Source organism: Vibrio furnissii CIP 102972 (assembly GCF_000176175.1).
Taxonomy (GTDB): domain Bacteria; phylum Pseudomonadota; class Gammaproteobacteria; order Enterobacterales; family Vibrionaceae; genus Vibrio; species Vibrio furnissii.
In genome coordinates, this window is record NZ_ACZP01000018.1 from 179,735 (window position 1) to 200,490 (window position 20,756).

The 20,756-nt window shown below is 48.3% G+C and carries 33 protein-coding genes; 30 read left to right on the top strand and 3 right to left on the bottom strand.

Annotation, left to right across the window (positions count from 1 at the left end; all coding sequences use genetic code 11):
* Positions 1-41 precede the first annotated feature (41 nt).
* Positions 42-1,877: a DUF3413 domain-containing protein gene (locus VFA_RS19585; protein WP_004728595.1), complete on the bottom strand. Its 1,836-nt coding sequence runs from the start codon at positions 1,875-1,877 to the stop codon at positions 42-44.
* 183 nt (positions 1,878-2,060) lie between these two features.
* On the opposite strand from VFA_RS19585, the gene rnr reads away from it, so the two are divergent.
* The 30 genes from rnr (at position 2,061) to rplQ (ending at position 19,349) form a co-directional block, all read left to right on the top strand.
* A complete protein-coding gene (gene rnr / locus VFA_RS19590; protein ID WP_004728596.1) occupies positions 2,061-4,511 on the top strand; it encodes a ribonuclease R in 2,451 nt (816 codons plus the stop codon).
* A gap of 7 nt (positions 4,512-4,518) precedes the next feature.
* A complete protein-coding gene (gene rlmB, locus VFA_RS19595) occupies positions 4,519-5,259 on the top strand; it encodes a 23S rRNA (guanosine(2251)-2'-O)-methyltransferase RlmB (RefSeq protein ID WP_004728597.1) in 741 nt (246 codons plus the stop codon).
* Positions 5,260-5,677: 418 nt separating this feature from the next.
* Positions 5,678-5,989: a 30S ribosomal protein S10 gene (gene rpsJ / locus VFA_RS19600; protein ID WP_001181007.1), complete on the top strand. Its 312-nt coding sequence runs from the start codon at positions 5,678-5,680 to the stop codon at positions 5,987-5,989.
* 14 nt (positions 5,990-6,003) lie between these two features.
* Positions 6,004-6,633, top strand: coding sequence for a 50S ribosomal protein L3 (gene rplC, locus VFA_RS19605; protein ID WP_004728598.1), 630 nt, complete (start codon positions 6,004-6,006; stop codon positions 6,631-6,633).
* 16 nt (positions 6,634-6,649) lie between these two features.
* Positions 6,650-7,252, top strand: coding sequence for a 50S ribosomal protein L4 (gene rplD / locus VFA_RS19610; RefSeq protein ID WP_004728599.1), 603 nt, complete (start codon positions 6,650-6,652; stop codon positions 7,250-7,252).
* Positions 7,249-7,551 (top strand): 50S ribosomal protein L23, encoded by a 303-nt coding sequence (rplW, locus tag VFA_RS19615; protein ID WP_004728600.1) that lies wholly within the window; start codon positions 7,249-7,251, stop codon positions 7,549-7,551. Before rplD ends, rplW begins: the two co-directional genes overlap by 4 nt.
* Before the next feature lie 16 nt (positions 7,552-7,567).
* Positions 7,568-8,392, top strand: a complete 825-nt coding sequence (gene rplB / locus VFA_RS19620; RefSeq protein WP_004728601.1) for a 50S ribosomal protein L2 — start codon at positions 7,568-7,570, stop codon at positions 8,390-8,392.
* A 21-nt stretch (positions 8,393-8,413) separates the two neighbouring features.
* Positions 8,414-8,692: a 30S ribosomal protein S19 gene (gene rpsS, locus VFA_RS19625; RefSeq protein ID WP_004394525.1), complete on the top strand. Its 279-nt coding sequence runs from the start codon at positions 8,414-8,416 to the stop codon at positions 8,690-8,692.
* A gap of 10 nt (positions 8,693-8,702) precedes the next feature.
* Positions 8,703-9,035, top strand: coding sequence for a 50S ribosomal protein L22 (rplV, locus tag VFA_RS19630; protein ID WP_004728603.1), 333 nt, complete (start codon positions 8,703-8,705; stop codon positions 9,033-9,035).
* Between the two features lie 19 nt (positions 9,036-9,054).
* A complete protein-coding gene (gene rpsC, locus VFA_RS19635) occupies positions 9,055-9,756 on the top strand; it encodes a 30S ribosomal protein S3 (protein WP_004728604.1) in 702 nt (233 codons plus the stop codon).
* Positions 9,757-9,767: 11 nt separating this feature from the next.
* On the top strand, positions 9,768-10,178 hold the full coding sequence (rplP, locus tag VFA_RS19640; RefSeq protein ID WP_004728605.1) for a 50S ribosomal protein L16: 411 nt from the start codon (positions 9,768-9,770) through the stop codon (positions 10,176-10,178).
* Entirely contained in the window at positions 10,178-10,369 is a 192-nt protein-coding gene (gene rpmC / locus VFA_RS19645; RefSeq protein WP_004728606.1) for a 50S ribosomal protein L29, read from the top strand. Before rplP ends, rpmC begins: the two co-directional genes overlap by 1 nt.
* Positions 10,369-10,623, top strand: a complete 255-nt coding sequence (rpsQ, locus tag VFA_RS19650) for a 30S ribosomal protein S17 (RefSeq protein ID WP_004728607.1) — start codon at positions 10,369-10,371, stop codon at positions 10,621-10,623. Before rpmC ends, rpsQ begins: the two co-directional genes overlap by 1 nt.
* 161 nt (positions 10,624-10,784) lie before the next feature.
* Positions 10,785-11,156, top strand: coding sequence for a 50S ribosomal protein L14 (gene rplN, locus VFA_RS19655; protein ID WP_004394532.1), 372 nt, complete (start codon positions 10,785-10,787; stop codon positions 11,154-11,156).
* Positions 11,157-11,170: 14 nt separating this feature from the next.
* A complete protein-coding gene (gene rplX / locus VFA_RS19660; protein WP_004728608.1) occupies positions 11,171-11,488 on the top strand; it encodes a 50S ribosomal protein L24 in 318 nt (105 codons plus the stop codon).
* A 24-nt stretch (positions 11,489-11,512) separates the two neighbouring features.
* Positions 11,513-12,052, top strand: a complete 540-nt coding sequence (gene rplE, locus VFA_RS19665; RefSeq protein ID WP_004728609.1) for a 50S ribosomal protein L5 — start codon at positions 11,513-11,515, stop codon at positions 12,050-12,052.
* 17 nt (positions 12,053-12,069) lie between these two features.
* Positions 12,070-12,375, top strand: coding sequence for a 30S ribosomal protein S14 (gene rpsN / locus VFA_RS19670; RefSeq protein ID WP_004728610.1), 306 nt, complete (start codon positions 12,070-12,072; stop codon positions 12,373-12,375).
* Between the two features lie 29 nt (positions 12,376-12,404).
* Entirely contained in the window at positions 12,405-12,797 is a 393-nt protein-coding gene (gene rpsH, locus VFA_RS19675; protein WP_004728611.1) for a 30S ribosomal protein S8, read from the top strand.
* Positions 12,798-12,809: 12 nt separating this feature from the next.
* The gene (gene rplF / locus VFA_RS19680) at positions 12,810-13,343 is read left to right on the top strand and encodes a 50S ribosomal protein L6 (protein WP_004728612.1); all 534 of its coding nucleotides are present in this window, start codon (positions 12,810-12,812) and stop codon (positions 13,341-13,343) included.
* Positions 13,344-13,352: 9 nt separating this feature from the next.
* Positions 13,353-13,706, top strand: a complete 354-nt coding sequence (gene rplR / locus VFA_RS19685) for a 50S ribosomal protein L18 (protein ID WP_004728613.1) — start codon at positions 13,353-13,355, stop codon at positions 13,704-13,706.
* A 15-nt stretch (positions 13,707-13,721) separates the two neighbouring features.
* A complete protein-coding gene (rpsE, locus tag VFA_RS19690) occupies positions 13,722-14,225 on the top strand; it encodes a 30S ribosomal protein S5 (RefSeq protein WP_004728614.1) in 504 nt (167 codons plus the stop codon).
* A gap of 7 nt (positions 14,226-14,232) precedes the next feature.
* The gene (rpmD, locus tag VFA_RS19695) at positions 14,233-14,409 is read left to right on the top strand and encodes a 50S ribosomal protein L30 (RefSeq protein WP_000201159.1); all 177 of its coding nucleotides are present in this window, start codon (positions 14,233-14,235) and stop codon (positions 14,407-14,409) included.
* Positions 14,410-14,414: 5 nt separating this feature from the next.
* Positions 14,415-14,849 carry a 50S ribosomal protein L15 gene (gene rplO / locus VFA_RS19700; RefSeq protein WP_004728615.1) on the top strand — a complete coding sequence of 145 codons (435 nt, stop codon included), beginning with the start codon at positions 14,415-14,417 and terminating at the stop codon, positions 14,847-14,849.
* Positions 14,850-14,869: 20 nt separating this feature from the next.
* Positions 14,870-16,204: a preprotein translocase subunit SecY gene (secY, locus tag VFA_RS19705; protein WP_004728616.1), complete on the top strand. Its 1,335-nt coding sequence runs from the start codon at positions 14,870-14,872 to the stop codon at positions 16,202-16,204.
* A gap of 38 nt (positions 16,205-16,242) precedes the next feature.
* Entirely contained in the window at positions 16,243-16,356 is a 114-nt protein-coding gene (gene rpmJ, locus VFA_RS19710; RefSeq protein WP_000868186.1) for a 50S ribosomal protein L36, read from the top strand.
* A gap of 149 nt (positions 16,357-16,505) precedes the next feature.
* Positions 16,506-16,862, top strand: a complete 357-nt coding sequence (gene rpsM / locus VFA_RS19715) for a 30S ribosomal protein S13 (protein ID WP_004728617.1) — start codon at positions 16,506-16,508, stop codon at positions 16,860-16,862.
* Positions 16,863-16,881: 19 nt separating this feature from the next.
* Positions 16,882-17,271 carry a 30S ribosomal protein S11 gene (rpsK, locus tag VFA_RS19720; protein ID WP_001118870.1) on the top strand — a complete coding sequence of 130 codons (390 nt, stop codon included), beginning with the start codon at positions 16,882-16,884 and terminating at the stop codon, positions 17,269-17,271.
* 27 nt (positions 17,272-17,298) lie between these two features.
* A complete protein-coding gene (gene rpsD, locus VFA_RS19725; protein WP_014204361.1) occupies positions 17,299-17,919 on the top strand; it encodes a 30S ribosomal protein S4 in 621 nt (206 codons plus the stop codon).
* A 24-nt stretch (positions 17,920-17,943) separates the two neighbouring features.
* A complete protein-coding gene (locus VFA_RS19730; RefSeq protein ID WP_004728619.1) occupies positions 17,944-18,936 on the top strand; it encodes a DNA-directed RNA polymerase subunit alpha in 993 nt (330 codons plus the stop codon).
* 26 nt (positions 18,937-18,962) lie between these two features.
* A complete protein-coding gene (gene rplQ, locus VFA_RS19735; protein WP_001216360.1) occupies positions 18,963-19,349 on the top strand; it encodes a 50S ribosomal protein L17 in 387 nt (128 codons plus the stop codon).
* 85 nt (positions 19,350-19,434) lie between these two features.
* Here the strand turns inward: rplQ and VFA_RS19740 are convergent, their stop codons facing one another.
* Both VFA_RS19740 and VFA_RS19745 read right to left on the bottom strand, forming a co-directional pair.
* Positions 19,435-19,932: a DUF2780 domain-containing protein gene (locus VFA_RS19740; protein WP_004728620.1), complete on the bottom strand. Its 498-nt coding sequence runs from the start codon at positions 19,930-19,932 to the stop codon at positions 19,435-19,437.
* Between the two features lie 99 nt (positions 19,933-20,031).
* Positions 20,032-20,652, bottom strand: a complete 621-nt coding sequence (locus VFA_RS19745; RefSeq protein ID WP_004728621.1) for an FKBP-type peptidyl-prolyl cis-trans isomerase — start codon at positions 20,650-20,652, stop codon at positions 20,032-20,034.
* Between the last annotated feature and the right edge of the window lie 104 nt (positions 20,653-20,756).

Sequence of the window (20,756 nt, forward strand, 5' to 3'; positions counted from 1 at the left end):
CCCGTCCGTTACCAAAGGTCGTCATCACCTGATTCCTGCCATCAATTCAAAAATCGATTCATCTGCTTCAACGCCTGCATCAGATCGCCACTGCTCAGTGAGCGAAGTGCCTTGGGCTCCAATTGCGGCGTCATGGTTTGAACCGCGCCACTGGGGTAGGTCACCATAATTTCATCATCGGCAACCAGCGCATAGTTGAAATAACTGCCCACAATCAACCATTCTCGGTCACGTTGTGTGTTCAGTAAATCGTACCCCACCGAATAGTCGTCCGTCGGATTTTGGACGCCGAGCACACGATGCATAAAGGTTGGGGCAATATCCAAGTGTGTCGTTTTCCAGTCAATCTCTTCCGGTGCTTCGCCCGGCACATAGATGTACAGCGGAACATGAATTTGCGCCATGCTGTAGTTACTGCCATGCCCCCAATAGTTCTGATGATTGTCGTTAAACTCCTGACCGTGGTCGGAGGTAATCACGATGATGGTGTTGTCTAAACCGCCTTGCGCTTCCACGGCACTTAACACGCGTTCAATTTGGCCATCAATGTAATACAGCGCATTGCGGTAGCGGTTTCGATACGGCTCAGGATCGAAGTCGTTATTGAGCTTGATGTGATCGACACGGCTCCAAGATGGGGTAAAACGCGGCGTCATGTCGGCCGGAAATTCGGTCGCATGCGCTGAATCGTAGAACAGAAAACCAAAATACGGCTGCTGAGTGTCTCGCTGAGCGAGAAAGTCAACAAAGTCATCAGTGATCCGACGGTCGCGATCGGTCGAACGGTCGGCCGGTGTGTCGACGCGCAGATGGTCGATGCCGCGAAAAACGGTGCGATCAAACGGCGGGCTGTTGAGCGGCGCCGACGCGTAAATGGCAAACTGATAGTTGAGTGCTGCCAGTGTTTTCATCATCGCCGGGCGTTTTTGGGCCGCATGAAAGGCGTCCCAATAGGTCGCTGGTAAACCGTAAAACAGGCTAAATATACCGGCTTGTGTCGAGTTGCCGCCACTGATGTGCTGTTCAAAACGCAGCGAGCGTTGGGCAAACTGAGCGATGTTTGGCGTCACCTCGGAGTTGGCATCGTCATAACGCCACGTATCAATGGCGATGAACAGAATGTTGGGTTGCTCGTGCGGCGGCTCGATGACTAGCGGATGCAACGGATAATTCAGATGGGAGTTGCTTGGTCGGCTCATGTTCAAGCTTTGTTCTCGCACGGCCTGCGTATCCACCCAGCCGAAACGATGGAAAAAGCGTTTGGCGGTCAGAGGGTAATACAGCGGCCAATGCACGCTGTAGCTCGGTACGGTGGTATCGTAGTTGGCATCGCGCCACATGTGAATGGATTGGCTGACCAACAACGCTGCCAGCCATACCCCGCCGGCATAAGCCGCCCAACGCAAGTGACGCTTGGCGAGGCGAGTGCTGAGCAGGGCAATCGCCGTGCACGCGATGGCGACGGCAAGCACTTGCAGCGTCGCCATCAACAGGGTGTACCAAGAGAGTGAGATGACCTCATCGCCCCCTTCAATCAACAGTTCCCAAATGAAACCACTGAGATGGAAGCGATATTGCTGATACACCGCCACATCAATCATCAGCAGCACCGACCCCAGCCAAGTCACGAAGGTGGCCAATATGCGTAAGACACGGCAAGGCAGCCAACTCAGAAGTAGCATGGCAAACAAAATGACGACAGCAAACAGGCCGAACCAGCCGATTTGAGTGGTCACCAAGTACAGGTGTGCCACGACATCATGGTCGGGGGGCGTCATCCATGTCAGGTACGGTAAACCTAAACCAGATAATAAAACAATGTTCAAAATAAATTGGCACAATAACCAACGAACGTTTTGTCGAATCGTGAATCGCATAAAAAATGGGTTCCCTGACGGGGTGAACAAATGGGGGAAAAACGTGCACAATGTAACGAATTATTCGAGCGATGTCACATCTTGTCGTTTGGTGATGTTGTTCAGGATATTCGTATTAACCCTTAAGGTTAGGAACTCGGTAGGATATACTGTAATCCCCTACCTAAATAAGCAGGTCTGCCTATGTCTGACACCACCCACGTTGATCCGTTTGCGGATCGTGAAGCTGATAACTACGACAACCCGATTCCAAGTCGTGAATACATCATTGAATTCCTGACGAAGGCCAATGTGCCAATGAACCGTAATGATCTGTTTGAAGCCTTGGAGCTGAATGGTGAAGAACAATACGAAGGTCTGCGCCGCCGCTTGCGTGCGATGGAGCGTGATGGCCAGCTCGTCTTTACGCGCCGTCAGTGTTACGCATTGCCAGAAAAACTGGAAATGGTGAAAGGTTATGTGATTGGTCATAAAGACGGTCACGGCTGGGTGCGCCCAGAAGGCAGCAATAATAAAGACAACGATATTCTACTTCCTCATCACCAGATGCGGACCATCATTCATGGCGATCTGGTTTTGGTGCAACCAACCGGTACCGATAAACGCGGCAGAAAAGAGGGGCGTCTAGTCCGCGTGTTGGAAGAGCGTCAGACGCAAATCGTCGGTCGTTTCTTCTTTGAATACGGGTACTCATACGTGGTGCCAGATGATTCACGCATTCATCAGGACATCTTGATCCCGAATGAACTGCGCGGCGGGGCTCGCATGGGCAACGTGGTGGTGATTGAAATCACCGATCGGGGCGGTCGCAACCGTGGCATGATGGGGAAAGTGGTCGAAGTGCTAGGCGAAAATATGGCGCCGGGCATGGAAACCCAAATTGCGATTCGTACGCACCAGATCCCGCACGTGTGGCCACAAGAAGTGGAGCAACAGATCACTGGGCTGGGCGAAGAGGTTCCAGAAGAAGCCAAACAGGGCCGTGTTGACTTACGTGCGCTGCCGTTGGTGACTATCGATGGTGAAGACGCACGCGACTTCGATGACGCCGTGTTCTGTGAAGCCAAAAAAGGTGGCGGCTGGCGCTTATGGGTGGCGATTGCCGACGTGAGTTATTACGTGCGCCCAAACAGTGCGCTGGATAAAGAAGCCATCAACCGCGGCAACTCCGTCTACTTCCCATCCCAAGTGGTGCCGATGTTGCCGGAAGTGCTGTCCAACGGTCTGTGTTCGCTCAACCCGCAGGTGGATCGCCTGTGTATGGTGTGCGAGATGACCATCTCAGACAAAGGCAAACTGTCGGGCTACAAGCACTACGAAGCGGTCATGAATTCCCATGCTCGCCTGACCTACAACAAAGTGCACGACATTTTGGAAGGTGACGAAGAGCTCCGTGAGCGTTATCGCGAACTGGTTCCCCACCTCGAAGAGTTGCACCGCATGTATAAAGTGCTGAAAGGTGCGCGTGAGCAACGGGGTGCGATTGAATTCGAAACCGTAGAAACCAAATTTATTTTCAATGCGCAACGTAAAATCGAGAGCATTGAACCATTGATTCGCAATGATGCACACAAACTGATTGAAGAGTGCATGATCATGGCCAACATCGCCTCGGCGTCCTTGGTAGAAAAAGCCAAAGAGCCGTCGCTGTACCGAATTCATGAAGCGCCGGGTGAAGAGCGCTTGATGGGCTTCCGTGATTTCCTCGGCGAACTCGGCCTAGATCTGGGCGGCGGTCTGGAACCGTCCCCGACTGATTATGCGCACTTGATGAGCCAAGTGGGTGAGCGTCCGGACAAAGAGCTGATTCAAACCATGCTGCTGCGTTCGATGAAACAGGCAGTGTACAACGCAGACAACGCTGGCCACTTTGGTTTGGCGCTGCAACGTTATGCGCACTTTACGTCGCCTATTCGTCGCTACCCGGATTTGCTGTTGCACCGCGCCATCAAGTACCTGATTGCCAAAGAAGAAGGCCGTAACCAAGATCGTTGGACGCCGACCGGTGGCTATCATTATTCGTTTGATGACATGGATTACTACGGCGAACAATGTTCGATGACCGAGCGCCGCGCCGATGATGCCACGCGCGAAGTGTCGGACTGGCTGAAATGTGAATACATGCAAGATCACGTGGGAGAAGAGCTGGAAGGGGTGATTGCTAATGTCACCGGATTTGGCTTCTTTGTCCGCCTCACGGAACTGCACATCGATGGTCTGGTGCACATCTCGACGCTGGCAAACGACTACTACCAGTTTGACCCGATTGGTCAACGCCTGATTGGCGAATCGTTTGGGGCAATTTACCGCTTGGGTGATGTGGTCAAAGTGAAAGTGCTGGCGGTGAACTTGGATGATCGTCAAATAGACTTTGAATTAGTCGAAACAAGTCGTAAGCTACGCGGCGAAGGCAAAACGGCGAAGAAACGCGCGGCGGATGCGAAAGCCAAAGCCAAAGGTAAAAAACAAGCGGCGACCCGTGGTGGTAAAGCGGTGCCTTTGGTCGAGCCAACCAAGCGTCCGGATGAACCGGGGGCTGCCCGAGGGCCGAAACACAACAAGACCAAAGCCGAAAAAGCGCGTAAGCAAAAAGCTCGCAGTAAAGCTGGCAAAGCGCGAGCGAAAAAACAATAGGTAAACAATGAGTAACGAATTTATTTATGGCATCCACGCGGTGAACGCAGTTCTTGAGCGCGATCCCGCTCGTTTTGTGGAAGCCTATGTACTGAAAGGTCGTCAGGATGACCGACTGTTGCCGGTTCTGAATGAACTGGCACGTTTGGGGATTTCGATTCAGGAAATGCACCGCAAAGCGCTGGATGACAAAGCGCAAGGGGCCAATCACCAAGGCGTGATTGCCAAAGTGAAACCGGCGAAACAACTGAATGAAAACGACCTGGATGACATCATTGCTCAGCATCCTCAGCCTTTGCTGTTGGTGCTGGACGGTGTGACTGACCCTCATAACCTCGGCGCATGTTTGCGTAATGCAGACGCTGCGGGCGTGGCGGCGGTCATCGTGCCGAAAGACAAATCTGCGCCAATGACGGCTACGGTCAGCAAAGTTGCGTGTGGCGCGGCCGAAACCGTGCCACTGGTTCGCGTGACCAATTTGGCTCGCACCATGCGTGCGCTGCAAGAAAAGGGCATCTGGTTTGTCGGAACGGCGGGTGAAGCGACACACGATATTTACCAAAGCAAACTGACTGGGCCTTTGGCGATTGTCATGGGAGCGGAAGGGGATGGCATGCGCCGCCTCACACGTGAAACCTGTGATGACCTGATCAAGATCCCAATGGCGGGTAGCGTCTCGAGCCTCAACGTTTCGGTCGCCACCGGCATCTGTTTGTTTGAAGCGGTGCGTCAGCGTTCATTGGCATAAGCCATTCGACGTATGAGTCCAAAGCGCAGGCATTTTGCCTGCGTTTTTTATTGCCTGTGTTCAACCAACAATCAGCTGCTTAAGTCGAGAGGCGATTATTTTTCAAACACTACTTGCATGAAAACATGTGATCTGTATAATGCAGCGCACTGGTTAAGCCAGTTGTGAACCAATGAGCAGCGAGGAGCTGATGAATCTTACGATTCGTTAGGTAATGTAAACTCAGCTTATGTTCGCAGTTAATAAAAATTTAGCTTTCGCTATCGTTATGATAGTTCAGGTTAATCACCTATTAGCTGACAATGCGTCCTAATCTTGGATGCTACGGTTTCACATAAATCAATCGGCATTCTCTCGTCTCGACGAGTTTGAGTGGCGATATTGTTTGTGTAATTTTTTAATATTGGAGCTCTGTCTCATGCAGAACCAACGTATCCGTATCCGCCTAAAAGCATTCGATTACAAACTGATCGACGCTTCTACCGCGGAAATCGTTGAAACAGCTAAGCGCACTGGCGCACAGGTTCGTGGTCCAATCCCACTGCCAACTCGTAAAGAGCGTTTCACAGTTCTTATCTCTCCACACGTTAACAAAGATGCTCGTGACCAGTACGAAATCCGTACTCACAAACGTCTAATCGACATCGTTGAGCCAACAGACAAAACTGTTGATGCTCTGATGCGTCTAGACCTTGCTGCGGGCGTTGACGTACAAATTAGCCTAGGTTAAGGGAGATTAGAAGAATGATTGGTCTAATCGGTCGTAAAGTGGGCATGACCCGCGTATTTACTGAAGACGGCGTTTCTATTCCAGTAACTGTTGTTGAAGTTGAAGCAAACCGCGTTTCTCAAGTGAAAACTCTTGAAACTGACGGCTACGCTGCAATCCAGGTAACTGCTGGTTCTAAGAAAGCTAACCGTGTAAACAAAGCTGAAGCAGGTCACTTTGCTAAAGCTGGCGTTGAAGCTGGTCGCGGTCTTTGGGAATTCCGTTTGGAAAACGGTGAAGAGTTTGAAGTTGGTTCAGAACTGACTGTTGAACTGTTCAACGAAACTAAGAAAGTAGACGTTACTGGTACATCGAAGGGTAAAGGTTTCCAAGGCGCTGTTAAGCGTTGGAACTTCCGTACTCAAGATATGACTCACGGTAACTCATTGTCTCACCGTGCTCCTGGTTCTATCGGTCAATGTCAGACTCCAGGCCGCGTGTTTAAAGGCAAGAAGATGGCAGGTCACATGGGTGCTGAGCGTGTAACGACTCAAAACCTAGAGATCGTACGTGTTGACGCTGAGCGCAATCTGCTTCTGATTAAAGGTGCAGTCCCTGGCGCAACTGGCGGTAACGTGATCGTTAAACCAGCTGTTAAAGCATAACGTCTAGGAGTAAGTAATGGAATTGATGGTTAAAGGTGCTAACGCACTAACTGTTTCCGAAACTACTTTCGGACGTGAGTTCAACGAAGCTCTTGTACACCAAGTAGTTGTTGCGTACGCAGCAGGTGCTCGTCAAGGTACTCGTGCTCAAAAGACACGTTCAGAAGTTTCTGGCGGTGGCGCTAAGCCATGGCGTCAAAAAGGTACTGGCCGTGCACGTGCTGGTACAATTCGTAGCCCAATCTGGCGTACAGGTGGTGTTACTTTTGCTGCGAAACCACAAGATCACAGCCAAAAAGTAAACAAGAAAATGTACCGCGGTGCTATGAAGAGCATTCTGTCTGAGCTAGTTCGTCAAGAGCGTCTAATCGTTGTTGAAGAATTCTCAGTTGAAGCACCAAAAACTAAAGAGCTAGTAGCTAAGCTTAAAGAACTTGAGCTTAACGATGTACTAATCGTTACTGGCGAAGTAGACGAGAATCTATTCTTAGCTGCTCGTAACCTGTACAAAGTTGACGTGCGTGACGTTTCTGGTATCGACCCAGTAAGCCTAATCGCATTTGACAAGGTTCTTATGACTGCTGCTGCAGTTAAGCAAGTTGAGGAGATGCTGGCATGATCCGTGAAGAGCGTCTACTAAAAGTTCTACGTGCACCGCACATCTCTGAAAAAGCAACTATGGCTGCAGAGAAAGCGAACACTATCGTTTTCAAAGTAGCACAAGATGCAACTAAGAAAGAGATCAAAGCAGCTGTAGAAAAGCTATTTGAAGTTGAAGTTAAGTCTGTAAATACTCTTATCATTAAGGGTAAGACCAAGCGTCAAGGTCTACGCCAAGGCCGTCGTTCAGACGTGAAGAAAGCGTACGTAACTTTGAAAGAAGGTCAAGATCTTGACTTTGTTGGCGGCGCGGAATAACAGGAGTAGTTGAAAAATGGCTATTGTTAAATGTAAGCCGACTTCGGCTGGTCGTCGTCACGTAGTTAAAGTTGTTAACGCTGACCTACACAAAGGTAAGCCTTACGCACCACTTCTAGAGAAAAACTCTAAGAATGGCGGTCGTAACAACAACGGTCGTATCACTGTACGTCACATCGGTGGTGGTCACAAACAACACTACCGTGTAATCGACTTTAAACGCACTAAAGACGGCGTTCCAGCGAAAGTTGAGCGTCTAGAATACGATCCAAACCGTAGCGCAAACATTGCTCTAGTTCTGTACGCAGACGGTGAGCGTCGTTACATCATTGCACCAAAAGGTATGCAAGCTGGTGACGTTATCCAATCTGGTGTTGATGCACCGATCAAAGCGGGTAACACTCTACCAATGCGCAATATCCCAGTGGGTTCTACTGTTCACTGTGTTGAACTGACTCCTGGTAAAGGTGCACAGCTAGCTCGTTCTGCGGGTGCATATGCTCAAATCGTTGCTCGCGACGGTTCATATGTAACTATCCGCCTACGTTCTGGTGAGATGCGTAAAGTATTGTCTGAAGGCCGTGCAACAATCGGTGAAGTAGGCAACGCTGAACACATGCTACGTGAACTGGGTAAAGCAGGTGCAAGCCGCTGGCGCGGTGTTCGTCCAACCGTTCGCGGTGTGGTAATGAACCCGGTTGACCACCCACACGGTGGTGGTGAAGGCCGTACTTCTGGTGGTCGTCACCCTGTTTCTCCTTGGGGTATGCCTACTAAAGGCTTCAAAACCCGTAAGAACAAACGCACTGACAAGTACATCGTACGTCGTCGTAACAAGTAATCTATTTAAAGAGGAATCGCCATGCCACGTTCTCTCAAGAAGGGTCCATTTATTGACCTACACTTGCTGAAGAAGGTAGAGAAAGCGGTGGAAAGCGGAGACAAAAAGCCTATTAAGACTTGGTCCCGTCGTTCAATGATCATTCCAACAATGATCGGTTTGACCATCGCTGTCCATAATGGTCGTCAACACGTTCCAGTTTTTGTAACTGACGAGATGATCGGTCACAAACTGGGTGAATTTGCACCAACTCGTACTTACCGCGGTCACGCTGCGGATAAGAAAGCTAAGAAGCGTTAAGGAGTAAATAATGGAAGCATTAGCTAAACATAACTTTGCTCGCATTTCGCCTCAGAAAGCTCGCTTAGTTGCAGATCTAATTCGTGGTAAATCAGTAGACCAAGCTCTAGAAGTTCTGACGTTCAGCAACAAAAAAGCTGCTGATCTGATCAAGAAAGTTCTTGAGTCAGCTATCGCAAACGCGGAGCACAACGAAGGTGCTGATATCGACGACCTACGTGTCGCTAAAATCTTCGTAGATGAGGGCCCTGTCATGAAGCGTATTATGCCTCGTGCCAAAGGTCGTGCGGATCGTATCTTGAAGCGTTCAAGCCACATCACTGTGGTTGTCGCAGATCGCTAAGAGACTAGGAGAGTAAGCAATGGGTCAAAAAGTACATCCAAATGGTATTCGTCTAGGCATCGTTAAGCCTTGGAATGCTACATGGTTTGCTAACACCAAAGATTTCGCTGACAACCTAGACGGCGACTTCAAGGTACGTCAGTTCCTAACTAAAGAACTGTCAAAAGCGTCTCTTTCACGCATCGTTATCGAGCGTCCAGCGAAGAGCATCCGTGTGACTATTCACACTGCTCGTCCAGGCGTTGTTATCGGTAAGAAAGGTGAAGACGTTGAGAAGCTACGCACAGCTGTAGCGAAAATCGCAGGTGTACCAGCGCAAATTAACATCGCTGAAGTACGCAAGCCTGAGCTAGACGGCCAACTAGTGGCTGATAGCATCGCGTCTCAACTAGAGCGTCGCGTGATGTTCCGTCGTGCTATGAAGCGCGCGGTACAAAATGCCATGCGTCTAGGCGCTAAAGGTATCAAAGTGGAAGTAAGCGGTCGTCTAGGCGGCGCTGAAATCGCACGTTCTGAGTGGTACCGTGAAGGCCGTGTGCCTCTACACACTCTACGTGCAGACATTGATTACGCAACTTCTTCGGCTCACACCACATACGGTGTAATCGGCGTTAAAGTTTGGATCTTCAAAGGTGAGATTCTGGGCGGTATGCCAGCTGCTAACGCAGTAGAGCCAAAGGCTGATAAGCCTAACAAGAAGCCGCGTAAAGGCCGTAAGTAAGGAGTCGACAGATGCTACAACCTAAACGTACTAAGTTCCGTAAGGTTCATACAGGTCGTAACCGTGGTCTGGCTAAAGGTACAGAAGTAAGCTTCGGTTCTTTTGGTTTGAAAGCTGTTGGCCGTGGTCGTCTAACTGCTCGTCAAATCGAAGCGGCACGTCGTGCTATGACGCGTCACATTAAGCGTCAAGGTAAAATCTGGATCCGTGTGTTCCCAGACAAACCAATCACAGAAAAACCACTAGAAGTTCGTCAAGGTAAGGGTAAAGGTAACGTTGAGTACTGGGTAGCCCAAATCCAACCTGGTAAGGTTATGTACGAAGTTGATGGTGTACCTGAAGAACTGGCTCGTGAAGCGTTCCGTCTTGCGGCACGTAAACTGCCATTCAAGACTACATTTGTAACTAAACAGGTGATGTGATGAAAGCACTAGATCTACGCGAAAAAAGCGTTGAAGAGCTGAATGCAGAGCTACTGAATCTGCTTAAAGAGCAGTTCAACTTGCGTATGCAAGCTGCAACTGGTCAACTACAGCAAACTCATACTCTGAAAGCTGTACGCCGTGATATCGCACGTGTAAAAACTGTTTTGACTGAGAAGGCGGGCGCATAATGAGCGACAATATTCGTACCCAACAAGGTCGTGTTGTTAGCGACAAGATGGATAAGTCTATCACTGTTGCTATCGAGCGTTTCGTAAAGCACCCTATCTACGGTAAATTCGTTAAGCGCACGACTAAAGTACACGCACATGACGAAAACAACGAGTGTGGCATTGGCGACACAGTTGAAATTTCAGAATGTCGTCCACTGTCCAAGACTAAGACTTGGACATTGGTGAAAGTAGTAGAAAAAGCAAAAATCTAATTTAGCTTAAACCTACGAAAAAGCGGCCCCAATTATTTTTGGGGCCGCTTGTTTTTTGACTACCCAATCTCGAAAAAGGGTGATACAATTCGCGTCCCTTTAAAGAGGCAGCCCGACCCGAGATGGGTCTAGTTAATTTAAATATTTAGCGGAGCACTAACATGATCCAAATGCAAAGTATGCTGGACGCAGCTGATAACTCAGGCGCTCGCAGCGTAATGTGTATTAAGGTTCTGGGTGGCTCTCACCGTCGTTACGCCCACGTTGGCGACATCATCAAAGTTACCGTTAAAGAAGCAATTCCTCGCGGTAAAGTTAAAAAAGGTGATGTACTGAAGGCGGTGGTAGTTCGCACCCGTAAAGGCGTACGTCGTCCAGACGGTTCTGTCATTCGCTTCGACCGTAATGCTTGTGTGTTGTTGAACAACAACACTGAGCAACCTATCGGTACACGTATCTTTGGTCCAGTGACTCGTGAACTTCGCAACGCGAAATTCATGAAGATTGTTTCACTGGCTCCAGAAGTTCTGTAAGGAGCGGCAATACAATGGCAGCTAAAATCCGTCGTAATGACGAAGTAATCGTTCTTGCTGGTAAAGACAAAGGCAAGAAAGGTAAAGTAACTAAGGTTCTCGCAACTGGTAAAGTTATCGTTGAAGGTATCAACCTTGTTAAGAAACACCAGAAACCTGTTCCTGCACTAGGTATCCAAGGCGGTATCGTAGAGCAAGAAGCAGCGATCGATGTTTCTAACGTTGCAATTTTCAACGCAGCTACTGGTAAAGCGGACCGTATCGGTTTCCGTATCGAAGACGGCAAGAAAGTTCGTTTCTTCAAGTCTAACGGCGAAACCGTTTCTAACTAATTAGAAGTAATTTGGAGTTCTACTATGGCGAAACTGCATGATTACTACAAGTCGTCTGTAGTCGCTGAACTGACCAAACAGTTCAGTTACACAAGCGTCATGCAAGTCCCTAGAATTGAGAAAATCACCCTCAACATGGGCGTTGGTGAAGCAATCAACGATAAGAAACTACTAGAAAACGCAGCAGCTGATATGGCTATCATCTCTGGTCAAAAACCATTGGTGACTAAAGCTCGTAAATCTGTTGCAGGTTTCAAAATTCGTGAAGGCTACCCAATTGGTTGTAAAGTAACCTTGCGTGGCGAACGCATGTGGGATTTTCTGGAGCGTCTTATTTCGATCGCTCTTCCACGTGTACGTGACTTCCGTGGTGTTAGCGCTAAGTCTTTTGACGGTCGCGGTAACTACAGCATGGGCGTTCGCGAGCAAATCATCTTCCCGGAAATCGACTACGATAAAGTCGATCGTGTGCGCGGTCTTGATATTACTATCACGACTACTGCTGCAAACGATGAGGAAGGCCGTGCTCTGCTGGCTGCCTTTAACTTCCCATTCCGTAAGTAAGGTGAAGGGTTACTGTTATGGCTAAACAATCAATGAAAGCACGTGAAGAAAAACGTGCAAAGCTAGTAGCTAAGTTCGCTGAAAAGCGTGCTGCGCTTAAAGCTACCATCAGCGATGTAAACGCATCCGAAGAAGATCGTTGGAACGCAGTTCTGACACTGCAATCTCTTCCACGTGATTCAAGTGCATCTCGTCAGCGCAACCGTTGTAACCAAACTGGTCGTCCACACGGTTACCTACGTAAGTTCGGTCTGAGCCGTATCAAAGTTCGTGAAGCTTGCATGAAAGGCGAGATTCCTGGACTTCGTAAGGCTAGCTGGTAATTGCCACTTAATCATTTGGAGTAAAGTTTATGAGCATGCAAGATCCGATTTCGGATATGCTGACCCGTATTCGTAACGGTCAGGCAGCAAACAAAGTTGCTGTTAAAATGCCTTCTTCAAAGCTTAAAGTTGCAATTGCTGCACTACTTAAAGCTGAAGGTTACATCGTTGACTTCGCTGTTGACAGCGAAGCAAAACCTGAGCTGGAAATTACTCTTAAGTATTTCCAAGCAAAACCAGTAATCGAGCAAATCAAACGCGTTTCTCGTCCAGGTCTTCGTGTTTACAAGAAGAAAGACGAGCTGCCATCAGTGATGGGCGGTCTTGGTGTTGCTGTCGTTTCCACTTCCAAAGGTCTGATGTCAGACCGTGCTGCTCGCAAAGCAGGTCTTGGTGGTGAAATCATCGCTTACGTAGCGTAATAGGAGTAGAAAATGTCTCGTGTTGCTAAGGCACCTGTCGCTATTCCAGCTGGCGTAGAGGTGAAACTAAACGGCCAAGAGATCACTGTAAAAGGCGCTAAAGGTGAACTAACTCGCGTTGTTCACAATGGCGTAGTGATCGCACAAGAAGAAAACAAGCTAACTTTCGGCCCTCGCGACGGTGTTGAAAATGCATGGGCTCAAGCAGGTACTGCTCGCGCTCTTGTAAACAACATGGTTGTTGGTGTTACTGAAGGCTTTACTAAGAAGCTAGTTCTTAAAGGTGTTGGTTACCGTGCTGCTATCAAAGGCAACGCTGTAGGTCTAACCCTAGGCTTCTCTCACCCAGTTGAGCACGAGTTGCCAGCGGGTGTTAAAGCCGAATGTCCAAGCCAAACTGAGATCGTTCTGACTGGTTGTGATAAACAAGTCATCGGTCAAGTAGCGGCTGACATTCGTTCTTACCGCGCGCCTGAACCATACAAAGGTAAAGGTATTCGTTACGCAGATGAAAATGTGCGTACTAAAGAAGCTAAGAAGAAGTAAGGTAACACTATGGATAAGAAAGCATCTCGCATCCGTCGTGCTACACGTGCACGTCGTAAGATTGCAGAACTGGGTGCAACTCGCCTAGTAGTACACCGTACTCCTCGTCACGTGTACGCTCAAGTGATTGCAGCTAATGGCTCTGAAGTTATCGCAGCAGCTTCTACTGTAGAAAAAGCGATCCGTGAGCAAGTGAAATATTCTGGTAACATCGATGCAGCGAAAGCAGTTGGTAAAGCAGTTGCTGAGCGTGCGCTTGAAAAAGGCGTAACAGTAGTTGCATTCGATCGTTCTGGTTTCCAATACCACGGTCGAGTGGCGGCGCTAGCAGACTCTGCTCGCGAAGCTGGTCTGAAATTCTAAGGTAGGGTTGGAAAGATGGCTAAAGAACAACAAGTTCAAGCGAATGATTTGCAAGAAAAGCTAATCGCCGTTAACCGTGTTTCTAAAACGGTTAAAGGTGGTCGAATCATGAGCTTTACTGCACTGACTGTAGTTGGTGACGGTAACGGTCGTGTAGGTTTCGGTTACGGCAAAGCTCGTGAAGTACCTGCAGCGATCCAAAAAGCAATGGAAAAAGCGCGTCGTAACATGACTACGATCGCTCTGAACGAAGGTACTCTTCACCACCCGGTGAAAGGTCGCCATTCGGGCTCTAAAGTTTACATGCAGCCTGCTGCAGAAGGTACTGGTGTAATCGCAGGTGGTGCGATGCGTGCAGTACTTGAAGTTGCTGGTGTACACAACGTTCTGTCTAAAGCATACGGTTCTACGAACCCTATCAACATCGTTCGTGCAACGATCGATGCACTAGCAAGCGTTAAGTCACCTGAAATGGTTGCTGCTAAACGTGGTCTGACTGTTGAATCTATTTCGGAGTAAGAACACCATGGCAACTATTAAAGTAACTCAAACTAAAAGCTCAATTGGTCGCCTGCCTAAGCACAAAGCTACTTTGCGCGGTCTAGGCCTTCGTAAAATCAACCACACAGTAGAACTTGAAGATACTCCGTGCGTGCGCGGCATGATCAACAAGGTTTACTACATGGTTAAAGTTGAGGAGTAATCAGAATGTTTTTGAATACTCTAGCACCGGCTGCGGGTTCTAAGCCTTCTAAGAAGCGTTTGGGCCGTGGTATCGGTTCTGGCCTTGGTAAAACTGGTGGCCGTGGTCACAAAGGTCAAAAGTCTCGTTCTGGCGGTAAAGTTCGTCCAGGTTTTGAAGGCGGTCAAATGCCTCTGAAACAACGTCTACCTAAATTCGGTTTCACTTCTCGTAAGAGCCTAGTGTCTGCTGAAGTTCGTCTAGCTGAGCTAGCGAAAGTAACTGGTGACGTAGTTGATCTGAACAGCCTGAAAGCGGCTAACGTCGTTACTAAGAACATCGAGTTTGTTAAAGTTGTTCTTTCTGGCGAGATCACCAAAGCAGTGACTGTAAAAGGTCTGCGCGTGACTAAAGGCGCTAAAGCTGCAATCGAAGCTGCAGGCGGTAAAATCGAGGAATAATCTCGAGGATTGAGGTACAGATGGCTAAGAAACCAGGACAAGATTTTCGTAGTGCTCAGAGCGGCTTAAGTGAACTGAAGTCGCGCTTGTTATTCGTAGTGGGTGCGCTTTTAGTATTCCGAGCAGGCTCTTTTGTGCCGATTCCTGGTATTGACGCTGCTGTACTTGCCGATTTGTTCGAACAGCAAAAAGGCACCATCATTGAAATGTTTAACATGTTCTCTGGTGGTGCACTTTCGCGTGCATCTATATTCGCACTGGGCATCATGCCGTATATTTCGGCGTCGATTGTTGTTCAGTTGTTGACTGTAGTTCATCCAGCGTTAGCGGAACTCAAAAAAGAGGGTGAAGCAGGCCGTCGTAAGATCAGCCAATATACGCGCTACGGCACGCTTGTACTTGCAACTTTCCAAGCTATTGGTATTGCAACTGGCCTACCAAACATGGTCGACAATCTGGTTGTTATCAACCAAACCATGTTTACGCTAATTGCGACCGTGAGTTTAGTAACCGGCACCATGTTCCTAATGTGGTTAGGTGAACAAATTACAGAGCGAGGAATTGGTAATGGTATTTCATTGCTAATTTTTGCAGGTATTGTTGCTGGATTGCCAAAAGCAATCGGACAAACAATCGAGCAAGCGCGTCAAGGTGAACTGCATGTACTTCTTCTACTGTTAATCGCAGTGGTTGCGTTTGCTGTTATTTACTTCGTTGTGTTCATGGAACGTGGTCAGCGTCGAATCGTCGTTAACTACGCGAAGCGTCAACAAGGTCGTAAAGTATTTGCAGCGCAGAGCACGCACCTGCCGTTGAAAATCAACATGGCGGGTGTTATCCCTGCGATTTTTGCATCAAGCATTATCCTGTTCCCAGGAACACTGGCTCAGTGGTTCGGTCAGAACGGTGAGAGCAGCACATTCGGTTGGCTAACTGATGTGTCTTTGGCTCTCAGCCCAGGCCAGCCGTTGTATGTAATGCTTTATGCAGCAGCGATTATTTTCTTCTGTTTCTTCTATACAGCGTTGGTGTTTAACCCACGTGAAACAGCAGATAACTTGAAGAAGTCAGGTGCATTCGTACCCGGTATCCGCCCAGGTGAACAGACAGCTAAATATATTGATAAAGTAATGACTCGCTTAACCCTTGCTGGTGCGCTATACATTACTTTCATCTGTCTGATCCCTGAGTTCATGATGGTCGCTTGGAACGTACGTTTCTACTTCGGCGGTACATCACTACTGATTGTAGTCGTCGTAATCATGGACTTTATGGCACAGGTACAGACACATATGATGTCAAATCAATATGAGTCTGTGTTGAAAAAGGCAAATCTGAAGGGTTACGGCCGTTAATCGGTCGCCCATTCAGAGTAGATTTACGGAGTTTAGCAATGAAAGTTCGTGCTTCCGTTAAAAAAATCTGCCGTAACTGTAAAGTTATCAAGCGTAACGGTGTCGTTCGCGTGATTTGCAGTGAGCCAAAGCACAAGCAGCGCCAAGGCTAATAAGCAGAAATTTTTACTTGAAAAGTAAAGGTTGGTCGAGTATATTCCTCGGCCTACCTTTTGCGTGCAAAAGAAGTAGTATCCCGCAGCGTATCCTCTACGGGCTTTGCTGCGGCTAATTCTTTTATAGAAAGTACTAGGAGTGAATAGTGGCCCGTATAGCTGGCATTAACATTCCTGATCAGAAACATGCTGTAATCGCACTGACTGCGATCTACGGCATCGGTAAAACTCGCTCTCAAGCTATTCTAGCTGAGGTGGGTATTGCTGAGCATGTTAAGATCAGTGAACTAACTGAAGATCAGATCAATCAACTGCGTGATGGTGTAGCTAAATACACTGTAGAAGGTGATCTACGTCGTGAAGTTTCCATGAACATCAAGCGTCTTATGGACCTTGGTTGCTACCGTGGTCTTCGTCATCGTCGCAGTCTACCACTACGTGGACAGCGTACTAAAACCAATGCTCGCACCCGTAAGGGTCCGCGTAAGCCGATCAAGAAATAATCGGGAAGGGTAGAGTACAATGGCTAAACAACCAACACGCGCTCGTAAGCGTGTACGCAAGCAAGTTGCTGATGGCGTAGCGCATATCCACGCATCTTTCAACAACACAATCGTTACCATTACTGACCGTCAAGGTAATGCTCTAGCTTGGGCTACAGCAGGTGGTTCTGGTTTCCGTGGTTCTCGTAAGTCAACTCCGTTCGCTGCACAGGTTGCTGCTGAGCGTTGTGCTGAAATGGCTAAAGAATATGGCCTGAAGAACCTGGAAGTTATGGTTAAGGGTCCTGGTCCAGGTCGTGAATCTACTGTTCGCGCACTGAACGCCGCTGGTTTCCGTATCACTAACATCGTTGATGCGACACCAATCCCTCATAACGGTTGTCGTCCACCTAAGAAACGTCGCGTTTAACGTTTCTGGGAACATTGGAGAAAGATCATGGCAAGATATTTGGGTCCTAAGCTGAAGCTTAGCCGCCGCGAAGGTACTGACTTGTTCCTTAAGTCAGGCGTTCGTGCGATTGATACCAAGTGTAAAATCGATAACGCACCAGGTGTACACGGCGCTCGTCGCGGTCGTCTATCTGAGTATGGCGTTCAGCTTCGTGAGAAGCAAAAAGTTCGTCGTATCTACGGCGTTCTAGAAAAACAATTCCGTAACTACTACAAAGAAGCAGCTCGCCTTAAAGGTAACACTGGTGAGAACCTACTTCAGCTTCTTGAAGGTCGTCTAGATAACGTAGTTTACCGCATGGGCTTTGGCGCAACTCGCGCAGAAGCACGTCAGCTAGTTAGCCACAAAGCTATCCTAGTAAACGGTAAAGTTGTAAACGTTCCTTCTTTCAATGTTGCGGCTAACGACGTTGTTGCAATCCGTGAGAAAGCTAAAAAGCAATCTCGCATTAAAGCAGCTCTAGAAGTTGCAGAACAACGCGAAAAACCAACTTGGATTGAAGTAGATGCTAGCTCGATGGAAGGTACTTTCAAGCGTTTGCCTGAACGTTCAGATCTATCAGCTGACATCAACGAACAATTGATCGTCGAGCTTTACTCTAAGTAAGGTTTAAACTAAAGAGAGGACACAATGCAGGGTTCTGTAACAGAATTTCTTAAGCCACGTCTTGTTGATATCGAACAAATCAGCACGACACACGCAAAAGTAACTCTTGAGCCATTAGAGCGTGGTTTCGGCCATACTCTGGGTAATGCACTTCGCCGTATTCTTCTATCTTCTATGCCGGGTTGTGCCGTAACAGAAGTAGAGATTGAAGGCGTACTTCATGAGTACAGCACCAAAGAAGGTGTTCAGGAAGATATCCTTGAGATTCTCCTGAACCTGAAGGGTCTGGCTGTTCGCGTTGCCGAAGGCAAAGATGAAGTGTTCATTACGCTAAACAAATCAGGCTCGGGCCCTGTGGTTGCAGGTGACATCACCCATGATGGTGATGTAGAGATCGTAAACCCTGAACACGTTATTTGTCACCTAACTGATGACAACGCTGAGATCGCTATGCGTATCAAAGTTGAACGTGGTCGTGGTTATGTTCCAGCTTCTGCGCGTATCCATACCGAAGAAGACGAGCGTCCAATTGGTCGTCTACTTGTCGACGCGACTTTCAGCCCAGTAGACAAAATTGCCTACTCTGTTGATGCAGCACGTGTTGAACAACGTACTGACCTGGACAAACTCGTTATCGATATGGAAACTAACGGTACTCTAGAACCTGAGGAAGCAATCCGTCGTGCAGCAACTATTCTTGCTGAACAACTGGATGCATTCGTAGATCTACGTGATGTACGAGTTCCTGAGGAGAAAGAAGAGAAGCCTGAATTCGATCCGATCCTACTGCGTCCTGTAGACGATCTTGAACTAACAGTTCGCTCTGCTAACTGTCTGAAAGCAGAAGCGATTCACTACATCGGTGATCTAGTACAGCGCACTGAGGTTGAGCTACTTAAAACGCCTAACCTTGGTAAGAAATCTCTTACAGAGATTAAAGACGTGCTTGCATCACGTGGTCTTTCTCTGGGCATGCGCCTAGAAAACTGGCCGCCAGCGTCCATCGCTGAAGATTAATCGATACTAGTTAGAAGGATTTGGTCATGCGCCATCGTAAGAGTGGTCGTCAACTCAACCGCAACAGCAGTCATCGCAAAGCGATGTTCAGCAACATGGCTAGCTCTCTAGTACGTCATGAAGTTATCAAGACTACTTTGCCAAAAGCTAAAGAGCTACGTCGCGTAGTTGAGCCTTTGATTACACTAGCTAAGACTGACAGTGTTGCTAACCGTCGTCTAGCATTTGCACGCACTCGTGACAACGAAGTCGTTGCTAAACTGTTTAACGAACTAGGTCCACGTTTCGCTGCACGTCAAGGCGGCTACACTCGTATTCTGAAGTGTGGTTTCCGTGCAGGCGATAAAGCTCCAATGGCTTACATTGAGCTTGTTGATCGCCCAGAAGCTGCTGTTGAAGCTGCTGCTGAGTAATCAGTTCGTGATTAAAAAAGCCGAGCATTTGCTCGGCTTTTTTGTATCTGCGCTATCGTGATGTATCCGATGTGCTGCGTGAGCGTTACGCGCCCCACAAACTGCTTAGTGAGCTGAGCAAGCCATCACTGGCCCCTTGGCCGGTCAAGTATTGCAGTAGCACCGGCGCAAACTGCGACACCATACTTGAATCCAATCCCAATTGTTCAAACACTTTATTCACCGATTCCATATTTTGAATGCTCGATAAAATATCGGTGCTGCCCGAACTGCCTGACAGGTTGAGGCTGGTCAACTGATCCATCCCCGGAATGAGTTTGGTGAGTTCTTCGCTGTTGCTCTCGGATAATTGGTTTTGGGCCAGAGACAATAACGCACCAACGCCGCCTGTGGCTTGTTGTCCTGAGACGGGCAGTTGACTGGTGACTTGAGAAATCAGTGACGAGTTACTCTCTGCTTGATTGAGCGTATTGCTGACCATACTGGCCAGATCATCATTGCTGCTACCGAAGTTGAGAAAGGCATAAGACGGCGCGCTGATCAGCGTACCGAGCATCAGTGTCCATACGAGCGACTGTTTCATGATGAATGAAATTCCTAAATGTGGGCTGAGCTTTAATTTTAGATAAAAAAAGCGGCGCTGAGCGCCGCTTGATGTTAATTCTTTGCTAAATTGTTCTGCTTACAGAATGTCCAGCAGTTCCACTTCAAATACCAGAGCAGCAAATGGAGGGATCGCGGCACCTGCGCCACGCTCGCCGTATGCTAGGTCGTGTGGAATGTACAGTTTCCATTTAGAACCCACAGGCATCAGTTGCAGGGCTTCAACCCAACCTTTGATGACGCCAGTCACTGGGAATTCAGCAGGTTGACCGCGCGATACTGAGCTGTCGAATACTGTGCCGTCAACCAGTTCACCGTGGTAGTGAACACGAACAGCTTTATCTGCTGTTGGGATTTCACCAGTACCTTGTGTGATCACTTCGTACTGTAGACCTGATTCCAGAACGGTTACTTCTGAACGCAAAGCGTTGTCTTTCAGGAATGCATCACCTTCAGACGCAGCTGCTTTTGCTGCTTCTTGGCGTGCTTCTTCCGCGCGCATGTGCAGTGCTTGCAGCGCTTGGTTGATTTCGTCGATTTCGATTGCTGGCATGTCGCCAACCAGTGCAGTGGCAATGCCCGCTGCAATCGCGTCAACACTCAGGCCTTCCAGACCGCTACCTGCCAGTTGTTGGCCCATTTGCAGACCGATACCGTAGCTTGCTTTCTGTTCTACGGTGTCAAATTTTACGTCAGACATAAAAGTCACTCTTTGTCGTATCAATAAAGGCCACAGGATAACAGGTTCAGGATAGGGATGAAACGTTCGACAGGAAATCGCTGCAATATGGGTGTAAGGTGTGA

What these genes read in the sequence shown, in the direction of transcription:
- VFA_RS19585 (WP_004728595.1), bottom strand. Translation starts at nt 1,877, where the DNA reads ATGCGATTCACGATTCGACAAAACGTTCGTTGGTTATTGTGCCAATTT.
- rnr (WP_004728596.1), top strand. Translation starts at nt 2,061, where the DNA reads ATGTCTGACACCACCCACGTTGATCCGTTTGCGGATCGTGAAGCTGAT.
- rlmB (WP_004728597.1), top strand. Translation starts at nt 4,519, where the DNA reads ATGAGTAACGAATTTATTTATGGCATCCACGCGGTGAACGCAGTTCTT.
- rpsJ (WP_001181007.1), top strand. Translation starts at nt 5,678, where the DNA reads ATGCAGAACCAACGTATCCGTATCCGCCTAAAAGCATTCGATTACAAA.
- rplC (WP_004728598.1), top strand. Translation starts at nt 6,004, where the DNA reads ATGATTGGTCTAATCGGTCGTAAAGTGGGCATGACCCGCGTATTTACT.
- rplD (WP_004728599.1), top strand. Translation starts at nt 6,650, where the DNA reads ATGGAATTGATGGTTAAAGGTGCTAACGCACTAACTGTTTCCGAAACT.
- rplW (WP_004728600.1), top strand. Translation starts at nt 7,249, where the DNA reads ATGATCCGTGAAGAGCGTCTACTAAAAGTTCTACGTGCACCGCACATC.
- rplB (WP_004728601.1), top strand. Translation starts at nt 7,568, where the DNA reads ATGGCTATTGTTAAATGTAAGCCGACTTCGGCTGGTCGTCGTCACGTA.
- rpsS (WP_004394525.1), top strand. Translation starts at nt 8,414, where the DNA reads ATGCCACGTTCTCTCAAGAAGGGTCCATTTATTGACCTACACTTGCTG.
- rplV (WP_004728603.1), top strand. Translation starts at nt 8,703, where the DNA reads ATGGAAGCATTAGCTAAACATAACTTTGCTCGCATTTCGCCTCAGAAA.
- rpsC (WP_004728604.1), top strand. Translation starts at nt 9,055, where the DNA reads ATGGGTCAAAAAGTACATCCAAATGGTATTCGTCTAGGCATCGTTAAG.
- rplP (WP_004728605.1), top strand. Translation starts at nt 9,768, where the DNA reads ATGCTACAACCTAAACGTACTAAGTTCCGTAAGGTTCATACAGGTCGT.
- rpmC (WP_004728606.1), top strand. Translation starts at nt 10,178, where the DNA reads ATGAAAGCACTAGATCTACGCGAAAAAAGCGTTGAAGAGCTGAATGCA.
- rpsQ (WP_004728607.1), top strand. Translation starts at nt 10,369, where the DNA reads ATGAGCGACAATATTCGTACCCAACAAGGTCGTGTTGTTAGCGACAAG.
- rplN (WP_004394532.1), top strand. Translation starts at nt 10,785, where the DNA reads ATGATCCAAATGCAAAGTATGCTGGACGCAGCTGATAACTCAGGCGCT.
- rplX (WP_004728608.1), top strand. Translation starts at nt 11,171, where the DNA reads ATGGCAGCTAAAATCCGTCGTAATGACGAAGTAATCGTTCTTGCTGGT.
- rplE (WP_004728609.1), top strand. Translation starts at nt 11,513, where the DNA reads ATGGCGAAACTGCATGATTACTACAAGTCGTCTGTAGTCGCTGAACTG.
- rpsN (WP_004728610.1), top strand. Translation starts at nt 12,070, where the DNA reads ATGGCTAAACAATCAATGAAAGCACGTGAAGAAAAACGTGCAAAGCTA.
- rpsH (WP_004728611.1), top strand. Translation starts at nt 12,405, where the DNA reads ATGAGCATGCAAGATCCGATTTCGGATATGCTGACCCGTATTCGTAAC.
- rplF (WP_004728612.1), top strand. Translation starts at nt 12,810, where the DNA reads ATGTCTCGTGTTGCTAAGGCACCTGTCGCTATTCCAGCTGGCGTAGAG.
- rplR (WP_004728613.1), top strand. Translation starts at nt 13,353, where the DNA reads ATGGATAAGAAAGCATCTCGCATCCGTCGTGCTACACGTGCACGTCGT.
- rpsE (WP_004728614.1), top strand. Translation starts at nt 13,722, where the DNA reads ATGGCTAAAGAACAACAAGTTCAAGCGAATGATTTGCAAGAAAAGCTA.
- rpmD (WP_000201159.1), top strand. Translation starts at nt 14,233, where the DNA reads ATGGCAACTATTAAAGTAACTCAAACTAAAAGCTCAATTGGTCGCCTG.
- rplO (WP_004728615.1), top strand. Translation starts at nt 14,415, where the DNA reads ATGTTTTTGAATACTCTAGCACCGGCTGCGGGTTCTAAGCCTTCTAAG.
- secY (WP_004728616.1), top strand. Translation starts at nt 14,870, where the DNA reads ATGGCTAAGAAACCAGGACAAGATTTTCGTAGTGCTCAGAGCGGCTTA.
- rpmJ (WP_000868186.1), top strand. Translation starts at nt 16,243, where the DNA reads ATGAAAGTTCGTGCTTCCGTTAAAAAAATCTGCCGTAACTGTAAAGTT.
- rpsK (WP_001118870.1), top strand. Translation starts at nt 16,882, where the DNA reads ATGGCTAAACAACCAACACGCGCTCGTAAGCGTGTACGCAAGCAAGTT.
- rpsD (WP_014204361.1), top strand. Translation starts at nt 17,299, where the DNA reads ATGGCAAGATATTTGGGTCCTAAGCTGAAGCTTAGCCGCCGCGAAGGT.
- VFA_RS19730 (WP_004728619.1), top strand. Translation starts at nt 17,944, where the DNA reads ATGCAGGGTTCTGTAACAGAATTTCTTAAGCCACGTCTTGTTGATATC.
- rplQ (WP_001216360.1), top strand. Translation starts at nt 18,963, where the DNA reads ATGCGCCATCGTAAGAGTGGTCGTCAACTCAACCGCAACAGCAGTCAT.
- VFA_RS19740 (WP_004728620.1), bottom strand. Translation starts at nt 19,932, where the DNA reads ATGAAACAGTCGCTCGTATGGACACTGATGCTCGGTACGCTGATCAGC.
- VFA_RS19745 (WP_004728621.1), bottom strand. Translation starts at nt 20,652, where the DNA reads ATGTCTGACGTAAAATTTGACACCGTAGAACAGAAAGCAAGCTACGGT.